General features: G+C 42.3%; 15 protein-coding genes and 3 pseudogenes. 14 read left to right on the top strand and 4 right to left on the bottom strand.

All coding sequences use genetic code 11. The features are described 5' to 3' along the window. The first annotated feature begins 69 nt into the window (after positions 1-69). The 10 genes and pseudogenes from hglS to JMX03_RS08725 all read left to right on the top strand — a co-directional run. Positions 70-1,458, top strand: a complete 1,389-nt coding sequence (hglS, locus tag JMX03_RS08765; RefSeq protein ID WP_406947743.1) for a 2-oxoadipate dioxygenase/decarboxylase HglS — start codon at positions 70-72, stop codon at positions 1,456-1,458. A 159-nt stretch (positions 1,459-1,617) separates the two neighbouring features. Then, entirely contained in the window at positions 1,618-3,108 is a 1,491-nt protein-coding gene (amaB, locus tag JMX03_RS08760; protein WP_201596177.1) for an L-piperidine-6-carboxylate dehydrogenase, read from the top strand. A 191-nt stretch (positions 3,109-3,299) separates the two neighbouring features. After that, positions 3,300-3,527, top strand: coding sequence for a hypothetical protein (locus JMX03_RS15010; protein ID WP_227695538.1), 228 nt, complete (start codon positions 3,300-3,302; stop codon positions 3,525-3,527). 26 nt (positions 3,528-3,553) lie between these two features. After that, positions 3,554-4,756, top strand: a complete 1,203-nt coding sequence (gene nhaC / locus JMX03_RS08755; protein ID WP_265090465.1) for a Na+/H+ antiporter NhaC — start codon at positions 3,554-3,556, stop codon at positions 4,754-4,756. Between the two features lie 15 nt (positions 4,757-4,771). Then, positions 4,772-6,058 (top strand): L-pipecolate oxidase, encoded by a 1,287-nt coding sequence (gene amaA / locus JMX03_RS08750; RefSeq protein ID WP_201596175.1) that lies wholly within the window; start codon positions 4,772-4,774, stop codon positions 6,056-6,058. 208 nt (positions 6,059-6,266) lie between these two features. Continuing rightward, positions 6,267-7,670, top strand: coding sequence for an FAD-binding oxidoreductase (locus JMX03_RS08745; RefSeq protein ID WP_201597939.1), 1,404 nt, complete (start codon positions 6,267-6,269; stop codon positions 7,668-7,670). Positions 7,671-7,811: 141 nt separating this feature from the next. Continuing rightward, a complete protein-coding gene (locus JMX03_RS08740) occupies positions 7,812-8,837 on the top strand; it encodes an ornithine cyclodeaminase family protein (protein ID WP_201596173.1) in 1,026 nt (341 codons plus the stop codon). Positions 8,838-8,937: 100 nt separating this feature from the next. Then, positions 8,938-9,810, top strand: coding sequence for an NAD(P)/FAD-dependent oxidoreductase (locus tag JMX03_RS08735; protein ID WP_265090464.1), 873 nt, complete (start codon positions 8,938-8,940; stop codon positions 9,808-9,810). 159 nt (positions 9,811-9,969) lie between these two features. Next, positions 9,970-10,773: an IS256 family transposase, variant Zn-binding type gene (locus JMX03_RS08730; RefSeq protein WP_455233744.1), complete on the top strand. Its 804-nt coding sequence runs from the start codon at positions 9,970-9,972 to the stop codon at positions 10,771-10,773. A 63-nt stretch (positions 10,774-10,836) separates the two neighbouring features. Then, a pseudogene (locus JMX03_RS08725) lies at positions 10,837-11,262 on the top strand (NAD(P)/FAD-dependent oxidoreductase); the annotation flags it as partial. Between the two features lie 394 nt (positions 11,263-11,656). Here the strand turns inward: JMX03_RS08725 and JMX03_RS08720 are convergent. The 4 genes and pseudogenes from JMX03_RS08720 to JMX03_RS15005 form a co-directional block, all read right to left on the bottom strand. After that, positions 11,657-12,184 (bottom strand): peroxiredoxin, encoded by a 528-nt coding sequence (locus JMX03_RS08720; RefSeq protein ID WP_201596171.1) that lies wholly within the window; start codon positions 12,182-12,184, stop codon positions 11,657-11,659. Positions 12,185-12,485: 301 nt separating this feature from the next. After that, positions 12,486-12,803, bottom strand: a complete 318-nt coding sequence (locus tag JMX03_RS08715) for a DUF1244 domain-containing protein (protein WP_201574472.1) — start codon at positions 12,801-12,803, stop codon at positions 12,486-12,488. A gap of 108 nt (positions 12,804-12,911) precedes the next feature. Continuing rightward, entirely contained in the window at positions 12,912-13,274 is a 363-nt protein-coding gene (locus JMX03_RS08710; protein ID WP_201596169.1) for a hypothetical protein, read from the bottom strand. Further along, positions 13,254-13,358 (bottom strand): annotated as a pseudogene (locus JMX03_RS15005) (IS5/IS1182 family transposase); the annotation flags it as partial. The pseudogene JMX03_RS15005 and the gene JMX03_RS08710, both read right to left, overlap by 21 nt. A 715-nt stretch (positions 13,359-14,073) precedes the next feature. On the opposite strand from JMX03_RS15005, the gene hsdR reads away from it, so the two are divergent. From hsdR to JMX03_RS08695, 4 genes and pseudogenes are all read left to right on the top strand, one after another. Continuing rightward, positions 14,074-17,670, top strand: coding sequence for a type I restriction-modification system endonuclease (gene hsdR, locus JMX03_RS08705; protein WP_201596167.1), 3,597 nt, complete (start codon positions 14,074-14,076; stop codon positions 17,668-17,670). Between the two features lie 164 nt (positions 17,671-17,834). Beyond that, complete coding sequence (locus JMX03_RS08700; RefSeq protein WP_201596165.1) at positions 17,835-19,424, top strand: type I restriction-modification system subunit M; 1,590 nt, start codon at positions 17,835-17,837, stop codon at positions 19,422-19,424. A gap of 61 nt (positions 19,425-19,485) precedes the next feature. Then, positions 19,486-19,962, top strand: a pseudogene (locus JMX03_RS15150) (restriction endonuclease subunit S); the annotation flags it as partial. Between the two features lie 18 nt (positions 19,963-19,980). Continuing rightward, a complete protein-coding gene (locus JMX03_RS08695) occupies positions 19,981-20,817 on the top strand; it encodes a restriction endonuclease subunit S (protein WP_265090497.1) in 837 nt (278 codons plus the stop codon). Positions 20,818-20,907: the final 90 nt, after the last annotated feature.

Raw genomic sequence — 20,907 nt, 5'->3', positions numbered from 1 at the left:
AAAGGATAAATGCCTGTGAAAAATACATTTATAAATAGCGATGATATTCGCCATGATTTCTCTATTGCAATGTCAGAGATGTACCAAAAAGAAGTACCGCTATATGGTGACCTCATTGAATTAGTGACTGAAGTAAATACAGAGGTGTTAAACAAGCAGCCTGAGATTAGACAGCAACTTGAGCACACCGGAGAGATTGATAGACTCAATATGGAGCGCCATGGTGCAATTAGGTTGGGGACAGCTGCTGAGCTTAGTATGATGCGTAGGCTTTTTGCTGTGATGGGCATGCATCCTGTTGGCTATTATGATTTGGCACCAGCCGCTGTGCCTGTGCACTCTACTGCTTTTAGAGCGATTGATAGCCAATCATTAAATAACAGCCCATTTCGCGTGTTTACCTCTCTCTTGCGTTTAGATTTGATTGGTGATGAAGCGCTAAAGCAAGAAGCGATAGCAGCTCTGAATAATCGCAATATCTTTACTGGTAATGTGGTCAGCCTGATTGAACGCTTTGAGGAGCAGGGGGGTCTAACGGCTGATGATGCAAGGCAGTTCGTCAAAGAAGCGCTAGAAACCTTTCGCTGGCATGATAAGACTCCAGTCTCAAAAGCGCTATATCAACGACTATTATCGCAGCATGGACTAATCGCTGACGTCGTTGGTTTTAAAGGGCCTCATATCAATCACTTGACCCCTAGAACCTTGGATATAGATGCGGTACAGGCAGGTATGCAGGCAAAAGGTATTCCGCCAAAAGCGATCATAGAAGGGCCTCCCAGACGAGAGTGTCCGATTTTATTACGACAAACGAGCTTTAAAGCATTAGAAGAGGCGGTTAGTTTTAAAAACTCAGAAGGTGGCTATGAAACGGGTCATCATACTGCACGGTTTGGTGAGATTGAGCAGCGCGGGGTGGCTTTAACCCCCAAAGGTAGAGAGTTGTATGACAAATTGCTTAGTCAAGCTCGCAATCAGTTGGGCGTGACTCCGAATGCAGACAATGCTGCAAAGTATTATCAAATTTTAGAGAGTGCATTTGAAGCGTTCCCCGATGACTATCAAACGCTACATGATGAAGGGTTGGCTTATTTTTACTATCAAACCAGTGATAGTAGCGCAGATATGAGCAGTGCTGATTCTGAGCTAGGCGTAAACGCTTCAGAATCAAGTAGCTCGAATAGCTTTATATCAAAGCAAGCCATGGCTGATTTGATTGAGCAAGGTGTTATCAGGGTTGAGCCTATTGTTTACGAGGACTTTTTGCCAGTGAGTGCCGCAGGAATTTTTCAGTCCAATCTGCATGACACCAAGCAAAGCAGTTATGAGGGCAACTCAAACCAACAGGAGTTTGAGAGCGCATTGGGTGCACGTGTTCACGACGAGCTTGAGCTATATCAAACAATACAAGCGCAGAGTCTTAAAGCGTGTCTGATGAGATTAAATAACCATGCTTAGAGTAGCAGTGCCTAAAAATGCATATTGATAAGCGAATTATTTGCGCGTCATTCCAAAAAGGAATGACAGTAAGAAATTAATTATTTTGCAACTTAGCTTGTTGCAAGGTAAGTTAATAAGTCTTTCAAGGAAGTATTAACCAACATAAAGGGATTGATTATGATTAAGCAGTATATGTCCGCTATGGGTGTCAAAGAAGAACAATACCAAAATGGCGACTTTGAAGTGAACAGCCCTATTGATGGCTCTGTTATTGGCAAGATTACCTTGGACAGTGTTGATGATGTCGATACTAAGATTGCCAATGCCAAAAAAGCATTCAAAGAGTGGCGTATCGTTCCTGCTCCAAGACGTGGTGAGCTAATTCGCTTGCTCGGTGAAGTGCTGCGTGAGCATAAAGAAGACTTAGGCATGCTAGTGTCATTTGAGGCTGGCAAGATTAAAGAGGAAGGCCTAGGTGAAGTACAAGAAATGATTGACATCTGCGACTTCGCTGTCGGCGTTTCACGCCAGCTATATGGTCTAACGATCGCATCAGAACGCCCAGGTCACCACATGCGTGAGACATGGCATCCGCTTGGTGTGATTGGGGTGATCTCCGCCTTTAACTTCCCAGTCGCTGTATGGTCATGGAACACAGCGCTTGCTATCGTCTGTGGTAACCCTGTCGTTTGGAAACCCTCAGAAAAAGCCCCTTTGGTTGCTTTGGCGTGTCAAGCAATGTTTGAAAAAGCCTTAGCTAAGTTTGGTGATGCGCCAGAGCATCTATCTCAAGTACTACTGGGTAAGACAGATGTCGGTAACGCCTTGGTTGAAAATAAAGATGTTGCCTTAGTTAGTGCGACGGGCAGTACCCGTATGGGTAGAGAAGTAGGACCAAAAGTGGCGAATCGTTTTGGTAAGAGCTTGCTTGAGCTTGGTGGTAATAATGCCATGATCTTGGCGCCAAGTGCTGATCTGGATCTTGCGTTACGTGGAATTTTGTTCTCAGCAGTCGGTACCGCAGGTCAGCGTTGCACCACATTACGCCGTCTATTCGTGCATGAGTCTATCAAAGAAGATATCTTGCCACGCATCAAATCCGCTTATGAGACCGTCAGCATTGGCCATCCACTAGAGGGCAATCTGGTAGGTCCGCTTATCGATGAAGACAGCTTCAATAATATGCAAGAAACCTTGAAAAAGGCGAGAGAAGCAGGCGGTACAGTCACAGGCGGCGAGCGTGTACTCGAAGATAAGTATCCAAATGCCTATTATGTGACGCCTGCCATTGTCGAGTTTGATGAGCAAAATGACGTTGCCAGAAGTGAGACCTTTGCGCCTATCCTATATGTCATGACTTACAAAGAGTTCGATGAAGCAATTGAGATGCAAAATGATGTACCACAAGGCTTATCATCATGTGTATTTACTAATGATCTGCGTGAGGCTGAAACCTTCCTAAGCGATCGCGGTAGTGATTGCGGGATAGCTAACGTCAATATTGGCACCAGTGGCGCTGAGATTGGTGGTGCGTTTGGGGGTGAAAAAGAAACAGGCGGTGGTCGTGAGTCAGGATCGGATGCTTGGAAAGTCTATATGCGCCGTCAAACCAATACCATCAACTACTCAAAAGAGCTACCACTGGCGCAAGGTATTAGTTTCGGTTAGTACAAGGCAATATGTCTCTTTGTTTTCTTAAATATTGATTTATTTGAATGGCTTGAATGAATTGTAGGCTGCCAAGTATAGGTGGAATATGCTTAGCAGCCGCAAAAATTGCTTTAATTTTTACAAGTAATAAGCAACTACGGATTAGGTTGCGATGACTATTGATTACTACTAAGGAAGGTAGAACTATCATGATTGATGATAAACCGCACGACCCTGCTAATGATGGCTATGGTCCATCTTCTAGCTTCTTACTTGATATTGCCCCTCTAGTATTGACTGCCATGATTCTCATGGTGCAGTTCTTCGTATTTAAAGACTTTACCCCTCACATCCCATTAGCTTGTGGCATCTTGATCACTGGCTTATTTATGAAGATGCGTGGCCGTGGCTGGCAAGGTATGGAGGAGCGTTTTTAAAGGTAATCAAAATTGGTTTACCAGCGATGATTATTCTGATGGGTGTGGGTATGCTCATTGGTGCGTGGATTATCGCAGGGTCAGTCCCGACCATCCTATATTATGGTTTTAGTATATTTTCTCCTTCCACTTTCTTAGTCTCTGTTTGTGCAATATGTGCCATCATTTCTGTCGCCACTGGTACCTCGTGGGGTACGGTCGGTACCGTAGGGTTGGCAATGATGGGTATTGGAATGGGGCTTGGTATCCCGGCGCATTTTACTGGTGGCGCTATTGTCTCAGGTGCTTTTTTTGGAGACAAAATGTCACCATTATCAGACACCACTAACCTGACTCCTGCGGCTGCGGGTGTTGAGCTTTGGGATCATATCAAGGGCATGTTGCCGACGACTGTCCCAGCGATGATTACAGCCTTAGCTATCTATGCTTGGATTGGTATGGGCTATGGCGATGATAGTATTGATTTGTCTTCTATCCAAGCGCTACAAGACAGTTTAGCTGCTAACTACAACCTGAGTATTATTACCTTACTACCTGCTGTTGTCGTTGTAGCAGCAGCGGTTATGAAAATGCCAGCGATACCGACGGTATTAAGTGGCGTTTTTGTAGGCTCTGTGATTGCAGTCTTTTTGCAGGGTGTTGGTGTTAGTGATGTTTTCAATGTTTTACAAAATGGTTTTGTCAGTGAGACGGGTTTTGAGGTTGTTGATCAATTACTGTCAAAAGGCGGTGTGATGTCAATGACATGGGTCATTAGCTTGACCATCTTCGCCTTGGGATTTATCGGTGCACTTGAGCATTACGGTACCCTCAAAGCCATCATGGCCAAGATTAATCGCTTTGTGAGATCACGCTTAGGGTTGATTTTTACGACATACGGCAGTGTCCTGAGTGTTGGTACACTCATCGGTGACGTTTATACCACTTGTGTTCTACCAGGTCGTTTATTACAAGATAAATATAAAGAAATGGGCTATAAGCGCACGACGTTGACTCGCTCGATCGAAGATGCTGGTACGTTGTTATCACCGCTTATCCCATGGAATATGGGTGGTAGCTTTGTCGCCGCCACATTGGGTATAGCAACGCTGACTTATGCACCCTTTGCTTTTGCCTGTTGGTTGTCGCCTCTATTTGGGTTGCTATGGGCGTTCCTTGATAAATTTATACCACGTGAAGAGCCATCTGTAGAAAAGCTCGATACGACTTCTTCAATCAGTGAAGTGTGATAAAGGGAGTATGAGATGTTGCAAGAGCAGTGTTTATGGAATATGACTGCGCCCCTTATTGATACTTACAGCCAGATGAGTAGTGATACTGAAGCGACTATCTGCATCATAGGTGGAGGTTATACAGGGTTGTCGGCTGCGATTCATCTGGCCGAAAAAGGCGTCCAAGTTATCGTATTAGAGAGCCAAACGATTGGTAGTGGCGGTTCAGGTAAAAGCGTCGGGCTAGTCAATGCAGGAACATGGGCGCGCCCTGATGATTTGAATATTGCTCTAGGCGAGGCAGCAGGTGAGCGTCTGACTGAAGCGCTTGGACAAGCACCAAGCCTAGTATTTGATTTGATTGAACGCTACAACATTGATGCGCAAGCGACGCGTGCTGGCAATATCCATATGGCACATAATGCCAAAGGCGAAGTCGATGTCGATATCAGATACGAGCAGCTTAGCCGTCGCGGTGCAAATGTTGAGGTATTAACTGGAAGCAAATGCCATGAGTATTGTGGTACCACAAGCATCAATAAGGCACTGCTAGATCACCGTGCTGGCACCATCAATCCATTGGCTTATGTCAGAGGACTTGCCAAAGTAGCGACAGATCTTGGAGTCACTATCTACGAGCATTCAGCTGTTGAAGCATTAGAGAAAGTAGATGGCCATTGGTACACAAGGACTGCTAAAGCCCGCGTAAAGTCTGAGCGCGTCATTATTGCTACCAACGCTTATACCGAAGGCGAATGGACAGAAATTGCCAAGACGTTTTATCTGGTCTATTACTATCAGATTGCGTCTGAGCCGCTCAGTGGAGAGGCGGCAGATCGTATTTTGCCGTATAGAACAGGTGCATGGGACACGCGCTTGGCCTTATCTAGCTTTCGCCGCGATGACGATGATCGCTTATTATTGGGAACGGTTGGTGGTACGCAGCTTAAACCAAAATCCTTTTATCAGTCGTGGGCCAATGCTGTACAAAAAAGCTATTATCCAGATTTGCCAGCATTTAATTGGCAATATGAGTGGTGTGGTAGCTTTGGTTTTACGCAAGACCATATCTTTCGAGTGATGGAGCCTGATGAGGGTTTGCTGACAGCAACGGCTTATAACGGACGCGGTATTACCACAGGCACGCTAATGGGTAAGTGCTTTGCAGAGTATATAATGACGGGTAATAGAGACAGTATTCCCTTACCCTTTAAGACTTTAGAGGAGGCGAAAGTCTCTTTTGGAGGGATAAAATCTGGATTTACTGAGCTTGGTCTGACCTTATACCATGCTGGTCAATGTCTTAAGATTATCAGATAGTGTAGATAGTGTAAATAGTGTAAATAGTGTAAATAGTGTAAATAGTGTAATCAGATAATTTAACCTTCCATTTGATGACAAGCCGCATATATTATTACTGATATAAAAACCAATATGGTCATATTAGGCAATAGTTAGGCTTGTTTTTTTTCTTTATTCATTATGCTAAGGGATATATTCAGTGAATGATCTTATCAAACCCTTACAGATATCTATCGATACAGTTTTGCATACGCTGCAACAGGATCATCAACTTGACCCCAGCCAAATCAAAACTGATGCTGAGAGCCTAGAGCACTGGGGCAAAGACTGGACCAAGCACTTCGCTCCTGCTGCGTCTGCCATTATCTTTCCAAAGACCACCGAGCAAGTGCAAGCGATTGTCCTCCTTGCCAATGAGCACAACGTGGTTTTAACCCCAAGTGGCGGTCGTACCGGTCTGTCTGCAGGCGCAGTCGCGTCTAACGGTGAGATTGTCGTCAGTATGGATAAAATGAATCATATCGGGCAGTTTTATCCTGCTGACCGCATGGTTGAGATTGAAGCCGGCGTCATCACTCAGCAGCTGCAAGAGTTCGCTGAGTCAAAAGACCTCTACTATCCTGTCGACTTTGCTTCTGCTGGCTCTAGTCAAATGGGCGGCAATATCGGTACCAATGCCGGCGGCATCAAAGTCATACGCTATGGCATGACCCGTCAATGGATCATGGGGCTGACAGTGGTCACTGGTAAAGGTGATATTCTGCATCTGAATCGCGGTATGATCAAAAACGCCACTGGCTACGACTTACGTCAGCTATTCATTGGTTCTGAGGGCACGCTTGGATTTGTTACTCATGCTCAGATCAAGCTTGAGCGTCAGCCCCAAGACTTAAACGTCATGGTCCTCGGTATGGATAACTTTAGTGATGTCATGAATGTGCTGTCTGCCTTTCAAGCGAAGATTGACCTGACCGCTTTTGAATTCTTTGATGATGTGGCAGTTGATAAGCTGATGGCGCATGGTCAAGTTCAAGAGCCGTTTGAATCACGCACCAAGTTTTATACCTTACTAGAGTTTGAAGCGCCGTATGAGCCCATCATGGATAAAGCCATGGCCATCTTTGAGCATTGTATGGAGCAAGGCTGGGTGGTCGATGGGGTGATGAGTCAGAGTCTGACGCAAGCAGAAGAGCTGTGGAAGCTACGAGAATATATCTCTGAGACCATCTCAGTCTTTACCCCGTATAAAAACGATGTATCAGTACTGATAAGCCATGTACCTGACTTTATCGAAGAGATTGACCACATTGTCAGTAGCAACTATCCTGACTTTGAAGTGTGCTGGTTCGGTCATATCGGTGATGGTAACTTGCATCTAAACATACTTAAGCCTGAAACTTTAAGCAAGGATGACTTTTTTGCCGCTTGTCAGGTAGTGAATAAACAGGTGTTTGAGACGGTGCAAAAGTATGGCGGCTCAGTCTCTGCTGAGCATGGTGTGGGTATGACTAAAAAGCCCTATCTCAATTATAGCCGCAGTGAGACTGAGATTGAGTATCTTAAGCAAATTAAGCAGGTGTTTGATCCGAACAATATTATGAATCGTGGCAAGATTTTTGATATTCAATAAAAAGGATTATGTATTCAATATGCTTAATTTTTAAGGGTTATGCCGTCTTGTACTCACCTTTGGTTGATTGATGGTTAGATCTTTATGCTTTAGCTTTATCGCACCGTAATAATAAAATGACAGGCAACTTTAGGGGTAATTATGCAGATTTTAGATATTAATACCGTAAAAAAACAGCTTACGATGCCAATGGCAATCAGTGCTATTGAAGATTTACTCAAAACTCAAGGCGAGCATCCAACATGGATTAAGACACCTGAGCGCCTAGTTATTCCTACTTTTGAAGACAGTAATAAGAATACATCAGGCTCGCATTTATCAATGCCTTCAGTAGTGTTCGACGGTGATAACGAGTATGCAGTTGTGAAGCTGGTTACTATCTGTCCAGACAATCCCAAGCGCAATAAGCCAACAACCATGGCAACAATCACTGTATCAGATAATAAGACAGGAGAGATGCTCGCATTTTTGGATGGGGTATATATCACCCAAGTACGAACAGCAGCACTATCTGGGATAGCTACTAAGTATCTAGCGAACCCAGCCAGTAGTGCAGTGGCTGTAATAGGAACAGGAGGGATGGCGTATGAGCAGCTCAATGCCATACTCACTGTACGTCCAAATATCAAACAGGTTAACCTTTGGAATAGAACCACTGAGACGGCACATGAGTTTCAGGAGAAATTTAAACAAGAATACCCACAGTGGCAAGTTGACTTTGAGGTCTATGAAAATATCGAGCGTGCTATCAAAGACGCAGATATTATTAATCTTGCTACAAGAGCAACCAAAGGATTGTTCGAAGCCGCGCAAATAAAGCCAGATGCTCACATTAATGCGGTTGGCGCTTATCAACCCACCATGAAGGAAGTTAGCAACTCTGTTATAGAGGCCAGCACCTCTGTCATTATCGATGATGCTGAAGGTGGCTTACACGAGGCGGGGGACTTGATACAAGCTCATGATGATATTAACAGTACTTGGACATGGGATCAGCTAACGGGTACGTTGAATGATTTGGTGAATAAGAAGATTAGTATCGATTTAAGTCAAGATAAGGGCATTACGTTGTTTAAGTCAGTTGGAGCAGCAAGCTTTGATGCAGCAGTCGCCTTAAAGGTCGCTCAAACAGCGCAGAAAGAAGGTTTGGGTCGGTTTGTTGAGTGATAAGGATTCACTCATAATCAGTTGATTGATCTTAAGACAGACCTTTTTAAAGTGGTGAAGTTAGATTAATAAAACCAGCTTGTTATCTGAGAGTATGAGTATGCGCTATGATGTGATTGTTATCGGTGCAGGCATAGTGGGCACCTCTATAGCCTGGCACCTACAACAGAATAACTCTCAAGTTCTTCTGTTAGATAAAAAACCACCCGGAGAAGAAACTTCATATGGTAATGCAGGTATCATTACTAGAGAAGCGGTAAATACCAAACCTTTTCCTAGAAGTTTTAAAGAGATATTCAGAGTATTACCGAATAAAAGTACGGATATTCGCTATCGTTGGTCGGCTATATATGGTCTTCAGCGTCCTTTATTGCAGTACTGGGCGAATTCTAGTATAAAAAAGGTCGAAGCAATCGATAAAGAGTGGGCTACTCTTATTGAGCACTGCACAAATGAGCATGATTCTATGATTAGAGCCTCAGGCGCTAATGAGCTGGTCAGTAAAGTAGGCTGGATTGAGCTTCATCGTAAATCCAGTAGTTTTGAAAAAGCCATTAATAAAGCACCAAAAGCGGCCGATCAAGGAGTAGAGTATCAGGTGCTATCGCTAGCAGATTTAAAAGAATTAGAGCCAAATGTAAACTTTACCGACTATATCGGCGGCATCCACTGGAAAAATTCTTGGCAAGTGAAAGATCCTGGTGGGCTTGTAAAAGCATATGTAAAAAGCTTTGAAGAAATGGCGGGAGATATAAAGCAGTCAAGCGTAAAAGACATAATACAGACAGAGAGTGGTTGGCAAGTTGTGACCGAGGATCAAAGTTACTCATGTCAGGATGTCGTTGTTGCGGCAGGCCCATGGTCAGCTGATTTAATCAAGCCGCTGGGCTACAATATTCCTTTGTTTCCTATGCGTGGCTATCATCAACATTTTGGGTGTAATGGACAAAATTCATGCTGGTGTAGGGTCTAACGCTATATACTGTCTATATTTGCAAGGAATCAACGCTATGAATCAAAAAACTGCCCTTTTTGTAGTAATAAACACACTAAAAAGAATGACGCAAACTAGTCAAACAACAGTACCAATGCCTATCTTGCAAACGGCGGTTTTTAGGGGGCACAAGGCTCAATAACCAAATGCTTTGGACTGAATATACGCAAGGGAAACAGACGTATAAACAACTGGCTGACAAGTACCACTGTAGTCTTAAAACCATTCAAAAGACGCTTAGACAAAGTGAGTATTGAGTACCAAATCAAACGACCTAAGCGTGCTAATATCATCATGGACACGACCTATTTTGGCCGTGGGTTTGGTCTCATGGTATTTATGGACAACGCCACTAGAATGGTTCACCATTACGCTATAGTCAGTCATGAAACCAACAGTGCCTATAAGCAAGGGGTTGATTACTTAAAGGTGCTAGGCATTGATATACAAAGCATCACCTGTGATGGTAGACGAGGACTTAGAACGCTATTTACCAGTACTCCTTGTCAGATGTGCCAGTTTCATCAGATACAAATAGTGACTCGCTACCTGACTCGTCGCCCTAAGAATATCGCTAGCATTGAGCTTAGGCAGCTTACTTTGACCCTAACACAGCTTGATAAAGCCGCGTTCATAAAGTGCTTAGATCACTGGTACCTGACTTACGAAGCCTATCTCAGTGAACGTAGTACCAATGAGGATACGGGTAGAACTTGGTACACGCATAAGCGTCTTAGAAGTGCTTATCGTAGCCTGCGAACCAACAGTGATTGGTTGTTTACTTATCAAGAATATGAGCACTTAGATATACCAAATACAACCAATACGCTTGAAGGTTTATTTAGTGAGCTCAAGCGGCAATTACACAGTCATCATGGCTTAAATGAGCACCGTAAGTTACGGTTTATTAAAGACTTTTTACTCTCAAAGTCACGCAAATAGCATGAATTATGTCCATTAGCGACTACCTTCTACTTTTTAGCATGAATTTTGTCCATTACACCACATTTTGAAATAACGGAGAAAAACTCATTTTCTCATAGCTTGTTTGATGTAGAGAAAGGCTTTGTGATGGGTACTATGGAGCAGGGTATCAGAGTTACTACTGGGGCAGAAATGGCAACACTGGATGCGCCAAAAAACTTCGAGCAGATAAAAACAGTACTCACTTATGCAAAAAAAGTTATACCGCTTGAAACGGCTGTAGAGTCTGAAGCATGGTGTGGTACCAGACCTTGTATGCCTGATATGAAGCCCGTTATTGGTCCTGCATCACAACACGATAACTTATGGTTTGCTTTTGGTCATGCTCATCAAGGTCTGACACTCGGACCTGTAACAGGACGGCTCATTGAAGAGATGATTCATGGTAAGCCCTTATTTATTGATGCACAACCCTTTAGTAGTAAGCGCTTTGATCCTGAGTATTAATACCAAACCCAAAAAGTGCGATTAACGTTGTCAAACTTGCTAAGCCTACTGGGAGTAGTACTTGCATAAGTTTTCCGCGTTACTCTGATTTTTAGAAATGGTATAAGTAAAGCTTTAGGGCTATCCTAGCGGCAATGTTTACTTTCTATCTCACTCTTTTAGTAGTGCCTTTTATGGTTTGCTCTAAGTATAGATCAGGGAGTGCGGGCAACTACTGTGACTCTTGATCACTCTTGTTTTTGGCAGCTTCAAGCTCGTTAAAGCGCGCTAATTGTTCTGGTAAAAACTGCGTAGCCCTTATATCTAAGGACTATGCAGCTTGGCAGTTCGATAGTATTAGAGCATCTATCGACGCCTGATAACACTTGATAACAACAGTCAAGCGTCAATGTGGTTAAGCATTACTTTTCAAATACTCTAACATGGTGTCTGCATCTGATACTTCAAAGGGGTCTATTGGGCAGTTGTCGCCAAAATCAGGTTCCTTAAACACTTTTTTGATGGCTTTATTGTCGACATACATCGAATAACGCCATGAGCGCATACCAAAGCCAAGATTACTCTTATCAACAAGCATACCCATTTTACGGGTGAACTCACCATTGCCATCAGGAAGCAAAAAAACATTTTCACGGTTTTGCTTTAGGCCCCATTGGTACATGACGAACGCATCATTGACAGAAACGCAAACTATTTCATCTACGCCTAACGCCTTAAACTCATCGTAAAGCTCTTCGTAGCGAGGTAGATGGCTGGTCGAACAAGTTGGCGTAAAGGCACCTGGTAGTGAGAACACGACCACTTTTTTATTGGCGAATAACTCATCCGTGGTTAGGTTATACCATGTGAATGGGTTGTCTCCTCCGATAGATTCATCACGAACACGAGTTTTAAAAGTTACATCAGGTACATGGGTAATCATTATTTACTCCGATTTAGGTTATTGTCTTTTTGTTTTCAAAATCCAGCATTTATATGATAATAGTTATAGTAGTTCATAAGCAAACCTTTAAGCTGATATTCACTATATAAGCTATCAAAATATATGACTTTTTTTAGATCTTACAGGCAAATAGCTACTATTAGTAAAGGCTTTTGTATAGATAGCATTCATCTTGACGAGATAATATTTAGCGGCAATGTTTACTTTCTATCTCAGTCTTTTAGTAATGCCTTTTATTGTTTGCTCTAAGCATAGCTCATGGAGTGCGGGCAAACTACTGTTACTCTTTATCACTCTTGTTCTTGGCAGCTTCAATCTCATTAAAGCGCGCTAATTGCTCTGGTGTGGCTTTTTGTTGATACTTCTCTTTCCACTCAGAGTAGGGCATGCCATAAACGAGCTCACGCGCATCTTCATAATCAATGTCAATACCACGTTCTTCACCAGCCGCTTTATACCATTTGGATAAACAGTTACGACAAAAGCCGGCAAGGTTCATCATGTCAATGTTTTGTGCATCTTTACGCTCGTCTAAGTGAGCTAATAAGCGACGAAATGCTGCGGCTTCTAATTCGATGTTTGATTCTAATTTTGCCATAAGGTTTTTCCTAATTGTTAATGTATATTTGGGTGTGTTTGTTTTTATACAGGGTGCTTTAGAGATAATGATAAGCTGTTATTCTATTGCTTACTGATTATCTGCCTCCTAAAGCCCTTTATTTTTAATGATAATATTATACCACTCTTCATTTCTATCTGCTCTTTGGTCAGTGGTGAGCCAAGTTTTATCTTTGAATTCAGCAGTAATTTTTTGTTTTAGAGCTTCCCAACGCTCTTCATTCATATCGCAAAAAAAGCGACCATCTTTCACGCGCTCACTATTACCGTATTTAAACGATGCGTAAAACACACCATCGTCTGTAAGCATGTGTAGTAATCCATCTATTAATTCAGGAAGCTTTGTAAAAGGCACATGGAGTAATGAAGCGCATGCCCAAATAGCGGTAAATTGACGTTGCCAGTCTTTTTGGACAATGTCTTGAAAAGTAGCGCAAACTAAAGCCACCATATTTTTATAACTTTGCTTGAGTTTATCAAATCTAGTTGCAACAGCATTGTAGTTTTTTAACTTTGCAAAAGGATTTTCTACTAATTATATTGTTTTTGGGAGGATTACCACATCTAATGAGTACAAACAGGAGGCTCAATGATTTTGTGTCAAGAATTAAAAGAGCATTACTATTTTCGGCTTTTTCTTCCATAGCCCCATAGAGTAAGTCTAGCTACCCTCCAGAAGTATTAAAGTAATTAGTCGGCAAGCCACCTTCACGTAAAAACAAGCCCATAGCGCTTCTATGATTTAAAGCTGTAAGACTAATCTCTCGATCCTATTTGGTACTGCCACTTTTAGTAATACTCATTAAATCTTGATTACTGATATCACCATGTCTAATTTTGATAGAGTTCAGTAAATCTGCCTAGCCCCAGTTACTAGCATATTCTCTTCTCCACTATTCAACAGCATACATTACAAACAGTTTGTCTAGGCCATTATTAAACTTGGTTGCTTTATCTACATTATAAAAAGAGAGGTAGTGTTCAATTAAATAAGCTTGTAGATGCAGGAATTAAGAAAAACCATATAGTAAACAGAGTTTTTTGAGTATTAAATTTATTTTGAGTATAAACTTTGACTGAGTTGAGATTCAGGTTTAATATCAACGCTAAAATATATTGTTCATTTATAATAAGATCGATACAGGGGAACTCAGTGTAAGCTATAACTGAGTATGCTAAACGAGTTTGAGGCCGTAGTAAGATTATCGTAGACAGACTACCTCAATATAAAAAATATAATAGGCTAGGTGATGATTAATAATAAAAACCCTTCAAATTTTTATTTTATGGAAGAATATGATCCAATTTTTTTAGAGTTGGCTCGTAACGCTGAGCGCGTATTTAGAAGCGATCCAAATACTACTTTGGTAAAGATGAGGCAGCTTGGTGAGGCGCTAGCTAAAGATACAGCCAATAGAAATAATATTTATTTCGATAAGGAAACTACTCAGTCTCAACTGATTGGTAAGCTTTCTCGAGAGCTTCACCTTGATTACAATATAAAAAACATATTTCATAAGCTTCGTAAAGATGGTAACGAGGCTATTCACGAATTTAAAACCAGTCACCACGAAGCGTCTGAGGCCTTAAAAATTGCTAGATCTTTGTGTGTCTGGTATCACCAAAACTATGGAAACCATGCAAAAAACTTTAAACCCAAGCCTTTTATAAATATTCCTGACCCCAGTGAACAGTTAATAGAGTTACATCAAAAGATAGGTCAGCTTTCTGCTCAGCTTAAAAATGCCGCCAATGAATCCAATGATATTGAGACGCAAATACAGCTGCGAGAACAAGAAGCCGCCTTAATTGATAAAGAAAAAGAAGAGTATCTGCAGTTAGCTGAAATGATGGAAGAAGAAAGAAATCAGTTAGCTGAGCAATATAAGCAGCAAGAAGAAGAGCTATTGATATTAGAGTTGAGGTTTGAAAAGGAGGTTCAAACTTTACAAGAAGAACTACAAAGATCTATAGAGCAAGGTAATAAGCTACCAACCAGAGTGAAGTTAGCAGACTTTATTCCTGATGAGAGCGATGCACGAATTTTAATCGATGAGCAGCTGCGTAAAGCTGGGTGGTTGGTTGATAGTGAGCTGATGACGCAAGCAAAAGGGGAGTTGCCAGAAGTAGGCAAAAATAAAGCCATCGCTGAGTGGAGAATGAAAAACGGTAAGGCTGATTACATACTGTTTATCGGGCTGACTCCAGTGGCTGCCATCGAAGCTAAGCGTCAAAATGCCAATGTTGCAAGTAAGCTGCAACAAGCAGAGCGTTATGCTCAGGGTATTGAGTTTACTGACACCATGAAACCTGCTTGGGAACTGATAGGTTCAGGATTTAATTGGCATCATAATGTCGATTTTGATATTCCATTCGTGCTGTCTTGTAACGGACGTCCCTATATCAAACAATTAAAAGAGTTTTCAGGAATATGGTTTAGAGATGTTAGAAAGTCGAGCAACCCGTCAAGAGCCTTAGAAAACTTCTACAGCCCTGAAGGCTTACTAGACCTATTAAAAAGAGATGTGCACTTAGCAGAAGAAAAGCTTGATGCTGAACCATTTGGCTATCTAGGCTTAAGAGACTATCAAGTCAATGCCATCAAAGCGGTTGAGGCAAATTTAGAAGCGGGCAGTAATAAGTGTCTGCTTGCTATGGCAACGGGTACGGGTAAGACTAGAACCATCATTGGGCTTATTTATCGCTTTTTAAAAGCTGAACGCTTTAAGCGTATTTTGTTCTTAGTAGATAGAACAGCGCTTGGAGAGCAGGCATTTGACAGTATGCAAGAAATGACGCTTGAGCAAAATCAAACCCTATCAAAGATATATAACATCACTGAGCTAGGAGACATGGCGGTAGAAGCTGAAACCCGAGTACAAGTAGCAACAGTGCAGGCTATGGTCAGGCGAATATTCGACAGTGAGGTGCCACCAACGGTAGATCAGTATGATTGTATCATTGTCGATGAAGCGCATAGGGGTTATACCCTAGATCAAGAAATGAGTGAGGGAGAGCTTGCTGTACGAGATAATACCCAGTATTTGTCCACTTATCGCCGTGCCTTAGACTATTTTGATGCGGTAAAAATAGGCCTAACCGCAACACCAGCCAAGCATACCAGTGAGATATTTGGCAAGCCTGTATATACCTATTCCTATCGTGAAGCTGTCGCTGCAGATTGGTTGATCGATTATGAGCCACCTATTCGCTATGAAACCCTATTAACCAAAAATGGCATTCATTTAGAAAAAGGTGCTGAAGTTGCGCGTATTGATGCTTTGACTGGTATGGTAGATACTGCTGAACTTGAAGACGAACTCAATTTTGAGGTGGCAAACTTCAACCGTACTGTGATTACAGAAGGGTTTAACCGCGTTATCTGTGAGCAATTAGCCCAAGAGCTCGATCCTAATGGTGAAGAAAAAGCCTTAATATTCTGTGCCACTGACCTGCATGCAGATATGGTCAAGAACTTACTCGACGAAGTGTTCTCTGATTTGTATGGTGATGACTACAATGTCGATTCTGTGAAAAAGATAACCGGTGCCAGTGATAAAGTGGGGCAGTTAATTCGCCGTTATAAAAATGAGAAACTCCCGACTATTGCCATTACCGTAGACTTATTAACAACGGGCATTGATGTGCCAAAGATTTGTCACTTGGTGTTTTTACGCCGCGTGAAGTCGCGCATTTTGTTTGAGCAGATGATTGGGCGTGCAACCCGGCGCTGTGATGACATTGGTAAAACGGTGTTTAAAGTCTATGATCCAGTCGATTTGTTTGCTTCACTCCAAGAAGTAAATACCATGAAGCCACTGGTGAAAAAGCCAAATATCACTATTGATCAACTCATTGATGAGTTAGTTAGTAATGAACCAAGTACGGCGTTACCAGAGGTAGCTGAAAAGGTCTCAAACTATCAATTGGACAATCAGCACACAGATGCACAATCGCAGGATGAGTTAGAGATCAATGATGACTCTAATCATGATGGGTTTGTTATATCCAAGGAGCAGATCGATCAGCACCAGCAAGAGGTGTTAGATGAGTTGTCACAAAAGATTATGCGAGTGATGCGTCGCGCTGATAAAAAATCTGAGCACAATCCAGATTTAAAAGCCAAGTTAGAGGAGCTGCAAGATATATGGGGCGTGGCACCTGAAAAGCTGCATCAATCGCTACATGAAGGGGGTGTGGAAAACGCCAAAGCATTCTTAACCAAACACAGCAACTTGATAAGTCAGCTAACAGAAGTGAAATATTTAGCGGGCTCAGAGCGTATGCCAGTGATATATGAGGGTGAAGATGAGCTATTAGAGAGAACGCAAGGCTATGGTGAGCATGAGCGTCCAGGAGACTACCTAGAAAGCTTTGATAAATTCATTAATAACAATCTAAACGACTCAGTAGCATTGACCGTTATAGCGACTAACCCTAGGAATTTAACGCGTCAAGATCTGACAGAGGTCAAAATCATGCTGGGTAATGCTGGATATAGTGAAGCCAAGCTTCGATCTGCTTGGCGTAATAAGACCAATCAGGACATAGCCTCCAGCTTAGTGGGTCATATTAGGCGTGCGGCATTAGGAGAGCCTTTAATACCCTTTGAAACTCGTGTGAATCAGGCGATGCAAAGTATCTATGCCAGCCAAGCTTGGACACCACTGCAGCGTAAATGGCTAGATAGATTGGCCAAACAGCTCCAATATGAGACGGTGGTGGATAAGCAATTCATTAATGAGCGCTTCTCAAGTAAAGGCGGAGTGAAGCAGTTTAACAAAATCCTGCAAGATCGTCTTGACGACGTACTAGAGCAAATGAATGAAGAGTTATGGCAAGCATAGTCTTACGAAGATGATAATGAGCGACATCATTTGACGTTTATTAGCCAGTCTAGCCATTTTAATGATGAAAGACTGGCTCGAAGTCACTATACTTAGCGCCGCTTATGCATTTATTAAAACAGCTTATTAAGACAACAACGACATAAATAGAATTAGGAAGTTATATGAGTACCAGTAATATCGTGCAAAAACTTTGGAACCTATGTGATGTCCTGCGAGATGATGGTATCAATTACAGTGATTATGTGACTGAGCTGGTATTACTGTTATTCATCAAGATGGAATATGAAAATACAGAACAAGGCGTATTGGTCGCTCATAAGCTCCCTGAGGGCTGCCGCTGGACAGATATCAACGAGTTATCTGGGCTTAATCTACTCAATAAATATAAGCAAGTGCTGCTCGATCTGTCAAAGAGTGATGACCAGCTTATTGCTACTATCTATAACGACGCCTATACCCGCTTAAGAGAGCCACGCCACTTAGAGCAACTGGTGAAAAGCTTAGACTCTCTAGATTGGTTTAGTATTCAAAACGATGGTTTGGGCGACTTATATGAAGGTCTGCTGGAGAAGAACGCAACCGAGACCAAATCAGGCGCTGGTCAGTACTTTACCCCGCGTGTGCTCATCGATAGTATTGTCCGCTGTATCCAACCCAAAGCCGGCGAGGTCATTCAAGACCCTGCAGCCGGTACCGCAGGGTTCTTAATCGCCGCTGATACTTATATCAAGTCTGAGACTGATGACTTGTTTGACCTAAGTCCTGAGCAGGCGAAGTTTCAAAAAACCAAAGCCTTTGTCGGTGTCGAGCTAGTGCCCAATACTCGCCGTCTAGCACTCATGAACTGTATGCTTCATGGTATGGAAGGAGACAATGAAGGCGTTATTCATCAAGGTAACGCTCTAGGTGAAGCAGGTGCCAGTCTACCTCGTGCTGATGTCATCTTAGCCAATCCACCATTTGGTACCTCAAAAGGCGGTGACGCCAGTATTACCCGTGATGACTTGACGTATAAGACCAGTAACAAGCAATTGGCGTTCTTACAGCACATCTATCGCAATCTAAAGCCAGGCGGGCGGGCAGCGGTGGTATTGCCGGATAACGTACTGTTTGAAGCGGGCATCGGTACTGATATTCGCCGTGACCTGATGGACAAGTGCAATTTGCACACTATCCTGCGTCTGCCCACTGGCATCTTTTATGCCGCTGGGGTAAAGACCAACGTCTTATTCTTTACCAAAGGTACTACCGCTAATCCTGACCAAGACCAAGGCTGTACTGAGAATGTCTGGGTCTATGATCTGCGTACCAATATGCCAAGCTTCGGTAAGCGCACGCCGTTTAGCCCGCAGCATCTCGCGCCCTTTGAAGCGCTATATGGCGACAAGGCAGAGGGAACAAGTCCCCGAGTAGAGGGCGACTGGTCATTCGCTCCTGAAGATGATGGAGATAAGGATGAGACGGCTGAGCAAAATATGGAAAACAGCCGCTGGCGGGTGTTTAGCCGTGAGTGGATCAGCGAAGAGAAAGCCGATAGCTTAGATATCAGCTGGATACGTGACAGCGATAATATCTCAGCAGAGGATTTGCCTGAGCCGCATGTGCTGGCAGGCGAGGCGATGACCGAGCTGACTGAAGCATTGCGTCAACTAGATGAACTGATGCAGGCCTTAGGTCAAGGTGATGAAGCCAGTGCTCAAAAGAAGCTACTGCTTGATGTGTTGGGTTTGGATAGTGAGGTGCAGCAATGAGTGAATTAGCATTGCCTGAGGGGTGGGTCAGTACTAAGCTAGGTAATTATGTGTACTTAAAAACGGATATGCCTTTAAGAGTGCTGAATACTTACTACAAGACAATAAAAACGTACCCTTAATTAGAATTGGTGATATACAAGACAATACGGTATCAACAGAGAACTCAGTCTTTGTTAAAGCAAATGAGCAAGCAGAATCTTTCGTTATTAATAAAGGTGATTTGTTGATAGCAATGTCAGGAGCCACTACTGGCAAAATGGGGGTATATCGAGAAGATGGAAAAACTTATCAAAACCAACGAGTTGGTAATATAAAGTTTGTTAGCCAGAGCTTAAGGTCTGAATCGTTTAGGAATTACTTGATACAGAGTTTAAAGCAAACAATATATGATATTGCCTATGGAGGCGCTCAGCCTAATATTTCAGCCAAGGCTATCGAAAATATCGAAATTGCTCTACCGCCATTAAATGAACAGAAAGTGATATCACAAATATTGAATCAATACTTAACAACCGTCTCCCAAACCCAAGCCCGACTCGATGCCATACCTAAGTTGATTGAGAAGTTTCGGCAGTCTGTTTTAAATGATGCATTTAATGGAAGTTTGACGGATGATTGGAGAAAAAATAATAGTGATATAGGTGGTGCTTTTTCTAACCAAGCGGAACTGAATAAGTTTAGAACTGAAGAATTACAAAAACTGCCTATAAACTGGCAATGGTTAAAGTTTGAAGCAGTAGCTGAAATTGCCTCAAATCTTGAGGATCCTAAATTAACACCTAAAGCTATTCATTTAGCTCCTAACCATATTGCGAGTAATAAGGGTAAAGTTATTGAAATATCTACTATTGAAGATGATAATGTCAAAAGTGCTAAACATGGATTTCAAAAAGGTCAGATTATTTATTCTAAAATCCGGCCTTATCTTTGTAAGGTCGTCATAGCTGAATTTAATGGATTGTGTAGTGCAGATATGTATCCCATTAATTCTAAAATAGAGACAAAATACCTATGGTATTGGATGCTTTCAGCAAAGTTCACCCATTGGGCTTCAAATGCAGAAAGTCGAAGTGTACTACCTAAGATTAATCAAAAAGATTTAAACAAGATTCCCACACCTACCGCTCCCATTAAAGAGCAAAAGGAAATAATTAGACTTATTGACCTATTCTTTGCTCACGCCGATCAAATAGAAAAAAATGTAGCCATTGCCAAGGCCCGAGTCGATAACCTAACCCAGTCTATTTTGCATCAAGCTTTTACAGGTAATTTGACCGCTGAGTGGCGCGAGCAAAATCCTGATCTGATCAGCGGTGAAAATAGTGCTGAGGCGCTATTGGCTAAGATTGAAGCCGAAAAAAAAGCGAACAAAACCAAAAAGAAAAAATAAGGCTTAAAAATACTGCGACATTATAAGACGCTACGAAATGGTTTTGTATATGTATAGCGGATGACATTTGCTATGCTTGAGACATCGTTT

The sequence above is a fragment of the Psychrobacter fulvigenes genome (genome assembly GCF_904846155.1).
Classification (GTDB): domain Bacteria; phylum Pseudomonadota; class Gammaproteobacteria; order Pseudomonadales; family Moraxellaceae; genus Psychrobacter; species Psychrobacter fulvigenes.
The sequence above is the reverse complement of the archived record's forward strand: the minus strand, read 5'-3'. Positions and strand labels throughout refer to the sequence as shown.